Origin of the sequence: Deinococcus murrayi DSM 11303 (assembly GCF_000482805.1) — a bacterium.
Taxonomy (GTDB): domain Bacteria; phylum Deinococcota; class Deinococci; order Deinococcales; family Deinococcaceae; genus Deinococcus; species Deinococcus murrayi.
Window position 1 is genome coordinate 221,627 of record NZ_KI519502.1, and the last position, 7,605, is coordinate 229,231.

Here is a 7,605-nt window from a genome sequence, read left to right on the forward strand (position 1 = left end):
TGCCGGGAGACAGGGGCCGAGAAGAGCCAGAGTTCCGCCGCAAGCTCTGCGTGTCCAGGCCCCCACCACGACCCACTCCCCACTTCCCACGTCCTGCTCCCCGCCCTAAGCCACAGTGCCCACGTTCCTGCGCCGCCGCCGTTGTTATGCTCCTCCCCGACATGCCGTTTGACGCCCGCGCCCTGAATGCCCTCGACTTTCCCCGGATTCGCGACGCCCTCTCGGAGCGCTGCGCCACGTCGCTGGGCGCGGAGCGGGCGCGGGCCACCGTGCCCTCGGATGACCCGGAGCGCATCGCCCGCGAACTCGATGAGGTGGAAGACGCCCTTTTTGGCGTGAGCCTCAGCCTCGGCGGGATTCAGGACATCCGCGAGCTGCATGCGCGGGCAGGGGAAGGGCGGGTGCTGGCGGGACAGGAGCTGCTGCAAGCGGCCTATTCTCTCGACGGGGCGATGACCGTGAAGCGGGCCATCCACACCAACTCGCGTGGCCCGCTGCGTGAGGTGGCGCTGGGGCTGGGCGAGCACTCCGAACTCGTGCGCCGCGTGCTGACGGCCCTCGACCGTGACGGCGGGGTGCGCGACGACGCCTCGCACCGCCTGCGCGACCTGCGCCGCCGCATCGAGCCGCTGCGCGCGCGCATCCGCGACCGAGTGACGGCCACCCTGGAAAAGTGGGCGGACGTTCTCCAAGAGCACATCGTCACCATCCGCCGCGACCGCTACGTGCTGCCCGTACAGGCGAGCCGGGTGGGGCAGGTTCAGGGCATCATCGTGGACGCTTCGGCATCGGGGCAGACCTACTTTGTCGAGCCAGCGGCCATCACCCCGCTGAACAACGAACTCGCCCGCCTCCTCCTCGACGAGGAAGCCGAGGTGCGGCGCATCCTGACCGAGCTGTCGGGCCTGCTCGCGGGGGACGCCGAAGTTCCGATGACCCTCGCGACGGTGGGCGAACTCGACCTGATTGCGGCCAAGGCGCGCCTGGCCCGCGACTGGCGGCTCAACCGCCCCGAACGCTCGGCGGACCACTCCTACGACCTGCGCGAAGCGCGGCATCCCCTCATCGAGAACCCGGTGCCCAATGACCTGGCCCTCGGCGAGACCAAGCTGCTGCTCATCACCGGGCCAAACATGGGCGGCAAGACGGCCACCCTCAAGACGCTGGGCCTCGCCGTCCTGATGCACCAGTGTGGGATGTACGTGGCGGCGGCTTCGGCGCGGCTACCTGTGGTCCGCGACGTGCTCGTCGACATCGGGGACGAACAGAGCATCGAAGCGAGCCTGAGCACCTTCGCCTCACACCTCAAGCATTTGCGCTTTGTGCTGCGGCACGCGGCCCCCGATACCCTGGTCCTCATCGACGAGCTGGGTAGCGGCACCGACCCCGAAGAGGGGGCGGCCCTCGCCCAAGCCCTGATTGAGACGCTGCTCGCGCAGGACGCGCGGGGGGTCATCACCTCGCACCTCTCGCCCCTCAAGCTCTTTGCGCTGGAGACACCGGGCCTCAAGAACGCCTCGATGGGCTTTGACCTGACGGACCTTCGTCCCACCTATGTCTTGCAGGTGGGGCAACCGGGCCGTTCCTACGCCCTCGCCATCGCCCGGCGGATGGGGTTGCCGGGGGAGGTGCTGGCGCGGGCCGAAGAACTGCTGGGACCGGACGCGGGTCTCATGGAGCGGATGTTGGAAGGCCTGGAGCGCGAGCGGGCCGACCTCGCCGCCGAGCTGGAGCGAGCCGCGACCGCCCGCCGTGAGGCGGAGGCCGAGCGGAGCCGCGCCCAGCAAGCGCGCGAGACGCTGGAAGCGCGGCGAAACGAGATGCTGGCCGAAGCCGCCCAGAAAGCCGAAACGCTCTATGCCGACGCCATCGAGCGCGTCCGCAGCCTGCGTGCCCGCGCTCAGGAAGACAGCGCTCGCCCCCGCGTCATGCAGGAGCTGCGCGAGCTGCGCACCGCCGCCCAGCGGGCACGCCCCGCCCCCCCCACCCCCCGCGAGGAGCGCGGCGACCCCATCCGGGTGGGTAGCCGGGTGGACGTGCCCGCCTACGGGGCGCAGGGGCAGGTGCTGGAGATGCGCGGCGACGACCTCGTCGTGCAGCTCGGCGTGATGAAGGTGGGCGTCAAGCGCCGCGACGTGCGCCTCCAGCCCGAACCCACCGTCAAGGCTCCGCGCCCCACCTTTGCCGGAACCGCCCCCAGCCGCTTTGAGAACGAGCTGCAACTGCGCGGCCTGGGCGTCGAGGAAGCCGTCGAGGAACTGCGGGCCGCCATCGGAGAAGCCCACGCCCTTAAGGAAAGCCCGCTGCGGGTCGTGCACGGCAAGGGGCAGGGGGTGCTGCGGCGGCTGCTGCGCGATTATCTCAAGACCGACAAGCGGGTCGAGTCCTTTCACGACGCGGAGGCCAACCAGGGCGGGCACGGGGTCACGATTGTGAACATCAAGCGCTGAGGGGCACCCCGCCCGTCAGACTTCCGCCAGCCGGAAAGGGGCAAACTGGGGGGGTGAAGTCGCTGCCTTCCCGCCTCGCCGCCCTGGGCCTCCTGGTTGCCGGAACCGCTGCGGCCCAGACCTCCTCCTTCCTGGGCTTGTCAGTGCCGCCCAACTACCTCTCGCGCTTTGCGAGCACCGAACTCGTGATTTCCACCGAGGCGGGGTATGGGGTGCGGGCCTTTCCGCTGCTGATGGCGCAGGATGTCCGGGTGTCGGTGGTGAAAGCACCGACCTATTGGGATGTGGGCGTCAGCACCCGCATCAACGACACCACCCTCGCGGCGGGCGTCTTTTACAACGTGCCCCGGCTGGAGGTCACCCACGACCCCTCTGGGGGGCTGCAATACGGGGGCCTCATCCAGGGCGGGGGCCACCTGACAAAGTTCTCGGCGGGGTACGCGCACCTGCTCTGGGAGAACCGGGCGCGGCTCTTGGGCAATGTGGGGGTGGCCTTTGTGGCGGGGGAGGGCGTCCCCTACACCCAGACCGAGGGCACGGCGGGCTATAGCCGGAGCTTCGGGGGGGTCAACACGTATCTGGGCGGGGCAGCGCGGCTCTTTGCCTTCCCAGTGCAGCGGGACGCGCAGGGCAGTGTGGACGCGGTGGCCGTGCTGAATGCGTCGCCGTTGCCGGGTCTGACCCTGGACGCGACCCACTTCGAGCGCTTCGTGACGGGCGCGGTGGCGGTGCCCGCCTTTGGCCTGGCCCGCTACAACGAGACGAATGCGGGGGCGACCTACCGCCTGCCGGGCGACGCCGCCTTTGGGGTGGGGGCCGTCCGCACCCGGCTCTCGCATGCCTGGCAAAGCGACGTGACCACCCTGCGGGGCGACCTGCTGCTGCGTCTGCCCGCGCTGCCCAGCCTGGTCGGACCGTCGGTGGGCTACCAGTGGACCGCGGACGGCCAGGGCCGCTGGCTGGTCAGCCTGGTGACCCTGCCCAAGTAATCCCCCTTTTTCCGGGCGGGGCACGTGCTACGCTCCCCCACCGATGAGCGCCGTGTCCGCCCCCTCCGCCCCGCCCCGTCTGACTGCCGCCCTCCTCGCGCCGGGGGCGGTCGCTTTCCTGACCCTCGGCGTGTTGCAGGCGATGTATGGGGCCGCCTTTCCCCTCTTTCAGGAGCGCTATGGGGTCGGGGCGGCCACCGTGGGCTGGGTGGCGAGCGCCCACTTCCTGGGGTCGGCGACGGCGCCGCCGCTCGTCGGGCTGGCGCTGGGGCGCGTGAGCGTGCGGGCGGTGACCGTGGCCGGGGCGCTGATTCTCGCGTTGGGCGTGTTGGCGGTGGCTCTGGCCCCCACCTGGCTGCTCGCGGTGGGCGGAGCGCTGCTGGGAGGGCTGGGGCTGGGAACCATCAGCGCTGCGATTAACGCTGCCTATGCAAGCTTGGGCACCCGCGCTGCGAACCTTGTCAATGCGGTGTTCGGGGTGGGGAGCATCCTCGCGCCGCTGCTGGTGCTGGGGCTGGGGGGTGCGTCCCTCGCCTGGCCCTTTGTGGTGGTGGCGGGCCTCGCCCTGCTCACGGTCCTGGCCACCCGCCTCTGGGGGGTGCCGGGGTTGCGGCCCCCCGCCGCCGGAACCCCGGCCGCCCGACCGGGGCCGCTGCTGGGCTTGTTTGCGCTCGTGCTGGGGCTGTACGTGGGGCTAGAGGTCGGCTTCGGGGCGTGGCTGGCCCGGCATCTGGCGGGGGTGGGCTTTGCGGCCCCTGCGCTCATCCTCAGCGGGTACTGGGGCGGGCTGACGCTGGGGCGGGTGCTGACTGGCGTGGCGGGGGGCCGAGTCGCCCCGGCGCGGCTGGTGCTGCTGGCGGCCCTGCTCACGACCCTGGCGGCGCTGGCGGCCACCGTGCCTCTCCTCGCCCCCGCTGCCTACGTGCTCGCGGGCTTCAGCCTCGGACCCGTCTTCGGCACGACCCTCGCTTGGACGGCTTCGCTGCTGCCCGCCCGGCAGGTGCCTTACCTGCTCGTGGCGGGGTCAGCGGGCGGCGTGCTGGCTCCGGCGGGGCTGGGAGCGCTCGTCGCCGCGTTGGGGGCGGGGGCGGTGCCGCTCGCGCTCGCGGGGCTGGGGCTGCTCTTGACCGGGGCGGTCGTGCTCGCGGCGCGGGTTTCGGCACGCTCTCTGACGGTGCCCGCCCCCTGATGAGGCAGCCCGCATTGCCGCTGTCGCAGGCCTGTGGCAGAATGCCGGGCGACTTCTCAGAAATCCCACGTTCTTTTCGACATCACGCATCCCCCCACAGCGGAGGTTCCCAGTGGTTCAGGCACCCCGGCAGGTCAAACTCACCCGCGAAGGCTACGAGCGCCTTCAGCGCACCCTCGCCCAAGAACAAGCTCGGCTCAATGAAGCCACCCGCATCCTGCAAGAGCAGATGGAGACGAGCGCCGACACCGAAGACACCGGCCTCGAAGACGCCAAGCGCGAGAAGATGGCCATCGAAGCCCGCATCGAGGAACTCGAAGAGACCCTCGCCCGCGCTTCGATCATCGAGGACCACGAAAACGATGGCCGCGTCGAACTCGGTGCCATCGTGACCCTCAGCAACGAGGCCACCAAAAAAGACATGCGCGTGCAGGTCGTGAGCGCTCCCGAAGCGACGGTGCTCGGCGGCAGCCTGCCCCGCATCTCTGAGGACAGCCCGGTCGGCAAGGAGCTGATGGGCCGCAAAAAGGGCGAAACCTTCGTGGTGAACCTCGAAAGCGGCAAGCAGGTCAAGTACCGGGTGCAGAGCATCGAGTATTGAGGGAGCGGTCAGCTCTCAGCTTGCCTGGGTGGGGACGGAATGCGGCGTCCCCACCCCGCTCGTTTGGGCGGGCGCTTCCCTGTTCCCGGCGGCCTTTCTGCTACTCTCGCCCCCATGTCGGACCCCGCCCCTGCACCGGATTCTCCCGCCCGTGAGGGCCTGCACGAACAGACCATCAGCCGCCTGAACAACCTGCGTGCCCTGCAGGAGGCGGGCTTTGCCGCGCATCCCTACAGCTACCCCCGCACCCACCATGCCCGCGACGTGCTGGCGGCGCACCCCGCCGAGACGCTTGAGCCGGGGCAGGAGTGGCCGGAGGAGACCTATGCCCTCGCGGGCCGGGTGACCCTGCTGCGGCACATGGGCAAGGCGGCCTTTGCCGACCTGCAAGACGAGTTCGGACGGTTGCAACTGCACTTTTCCAAGGCGGACACCGCCGCCTTTGACGCCACGAAGAAGCTCGACCTCGGTGACATCATCGGGGTCACGGGCTTTCCCTTCGTCACCAAAACCGGGCAACTGACTCTCCGGGTGACCTCCTGGCAGCCCCTGGTTAAGAGCCTGCATCCCCTGCCCAGCAAGTTTCACGGCCTGCAAGACGAGGAGCTGCGGGCGCGGCGGCGTTACCTCGACCTCATCGTCAATCCCGAACGGCGCGAGGCGTTCCGGGTGCGCTCGCGGGCGATTCGCTTTATCCGGCAGTTTCTCGATGCCCGCGGCTTTATGGAGGTGGAAGGCCCCACCCTCCAGGTCGTGCCCGGCGGCACCGAGGCCCGGCCCTTCCGCACCCACCACAACGCCTTGGCGCACGACTTCAGCCTGCGCATCAGCCTGGAGCTGTACCTCAAGCGGCTGCTCGTCGGCGGCTTCGAGCGGGTCTACGAGATTGGGCGCAACTACCGCAACGAGGGCATCGACCGCACCCACAACCCAGAGTTCACCATGCTGGAGGCGTATTTCGCCTATGGCGACTACGAGGACATGATGCGGCTCGTCGAGGAGCTGCTGCATGCCCTCGTCACCGAGGTGAGGGGCGAACCCCGCCTGAGTTACGGGGGGCACGACATCGACTTTAGCCTGCCCTTCCGGCGGCTGGATTTCGTGACCGCCCTCAAGGAGGCGGCAGGCCTGGACTTTGACCCCACCGACCTCGCCCGGTTGCGCGAGTGGACGGACGCGCAGCATCCCGAACTGCGCAAGGTCCCCGATTACAAGCTGCTCGACAAGCTCTTCGGGCACTACGTCGAGCACACGCTCGTGAACCCCACCTTCGTGACCGACGTGCCCCTCGCCATCAGCCCCCTGGTCAAGGCCCACCGCTCGCGCCCCGGCCTCGCGGAGCGGGCGGACCTCTTTGTGGCGGGCTTCGAACTCGCGCCCATCTACTCCGAACTCAATGACCCCCTCGAACAGCGCGCCCGGTTTGAGGCGCAGTCGCAGAGGCGGGACGCCGGGGACGACGAGGCCCACGAGCAAGATGAGGACTTCTTGCTCGCGCTGGAATACGGCATGCCCCCCGCCGCCGGAATGGGCATGGGCATCGACCGCCTGGCCATGCTGCTCACCGATTCGGACTCCATCCGTGACGTGCTGCTCTTTCCGCTGCTGCGCCCGGAGGGCACCTCCAAGGGCGAGGCGAACAGCGCGGCCTCACCGAGCTGAGCTTTCTTCAAGGAGGGGAACAAGAAGGGGAACCTGTGGCCGACGGGCCGCCGGTTCCCCGCGGCTTTTGGAGCCTTCGGGGGGCGTGGGGGCGCTATTTCCCCTCCAGTTGATTGGTTCATTTGACAAACAAAATGGGCGAAGCGCACCATGGACGCCTCATCTCGTCCGTTGCTCACTGCCCACGCCCGTGGGGCACCGTTTCGCTGCTCTTCCTGAGGAGAGGCCGTGACACTCAGTGATTCTCCTGCTCCCCTCGACCTGGCCGCCATTCGGGCGCGGCATACGCTGCTGCTGCTGGGGCGGTTGTGGCAGGGGGACCGGGCGCGGGTGGACCTGGCCCGCGAACTGGGGCTGTCGCGTAGCGCCATCAGCTCCATTGTCACCGAGCTGATGGAGGCGGGGTTGGTCGACTGACATCTTTCAGTTTACGCGGCATAGTGCTGGTTCTCGTCCCAGACGACTAAAATCTGCTCTCGCTCTCTTTCAAGCTCGAAAAGCGGCACCCAGCCGACGAATTTCTGGCGAACCTGACGAGCGAGGGTGCCCCAGTCAGGCCAAGCGGACTGGGCTGGCCCCAAAGTTTGGACGGTTTCGAGTAGAGACTCGGCTCAGGAGAAGGGTACACCATGGGCTTTTCCTGCTTGACCAGGGGAAGGTCGGACGACCACATTTGCGGTGTCCTGTCCGCAAAGGGGGGCGTCAGGCCGCCCC

6 protein-coding genes are annotated in these 7,605 nt (G+C 69.0%); all 6 read left to right on the plus strand.

Features of this window, described 5'->3' with window-relative positions:
• Positions 1 to 161: 161 nt before the first annotated feature.
• The 6 genes from H565_RS0111425 to H565_RS0111450 all read left to right on the plus strand — a co-directional run bounded on the left by H565_RS0111425 (position 162) and on the right by H565_RS0111450 (position 7,308).
• Positions 162 to 2,450 carry an endonuclease MutS2 gene (locus H565_RS0111425; protein ID WP_027461154.1) on the plus strand — a complete coding sequence of 763 codons (2,289 nt, stop codon included), beginning with the start codon at positions 162 to 164 and terminating at the stop codon, positions 2,448 to 2,450.
• Positions 2,451 to 2,503: 53 nt separating this feature from the next.
• Positions 2,504 to 3,439, plus strand: a complete 936-nt coding sequence (locus H565_RS0111430) for a hypothetical protein (RefSeq protein ID WP_245576217.1) — start codon at positions 2,504 to 2,506, stop codon at positions 3,437 to 3,439.
• 43 nt (positions 3,440 to 3,482) lie between these two features.
• Complete coding sequence (locus H565_RS0111435) at positions 3,483 to 4,628, plus strand: MFS transporter (RefSeq protein WP_245576218.1); 1,146 nt, start codon at positions 3,483 to 3,485, stop codon at positions 4,626 to 4,628.
• 112 nt (positions 4,629 to 4,740) lie between these two features.
• Entirely contained in the window at positions 4,741 to 5,229 is a 489-nt protein-coding gene (locus H565_RS0111440; protein WP_027461157.1) for a GreA/GreB family elongation factor, read from the plus strand.
• A gap of 114 nt (positions 5,230 to 5,343) precedes the next feature.
• Positions 5,344 to 6,891, plus strand: coding sequence for a lysine--tRNA ligase (gene lysS / locus H565_RS0111445; protein ID WP_027461158.1), 1,548 nt, complete (start codon positions 5,344 to 5,346; stop codon positions 6,889 to 6,891).
• 228 nt (positions 6,892 to 7,119) lie between these two features.
• Entirely contained in the window at positions 7,120 to 7,308 is a 189-nt protein-coding gene (locus tag H565_RS0111450; RefSeq protein ID WP_027461159.1) for a MarR family transcriptional regulator, read from the plus strand.
• Positions 7,309 to 7,605: the final 297 nt, after the last annotated feature.

Bases quoted from the DNA above. Each gene is read 5' to 3' on its own strand.
- H565_RS0111425 (WP_027461154.1), top strand. From the start codon at position 162: ATGCCGTTTGACGCCCGCGCCCTGAATGCCCTCGACTTTCCCCGGATT.
- H565_RS0111435 (WP_245576218.1), top strand. From the start codon at position 3,483: ATGAGCGCCGTGTCCGCCCCCTCCGCCCCGCCCCGTCTGACTGCCGCC.
- lysS (WP_027461158.1), top strand. From the start codon at position 5,344: ATGTCGGACCCCGCCCCTGCACCGGATTCTCCCGCCCGTGAGGGCCTG.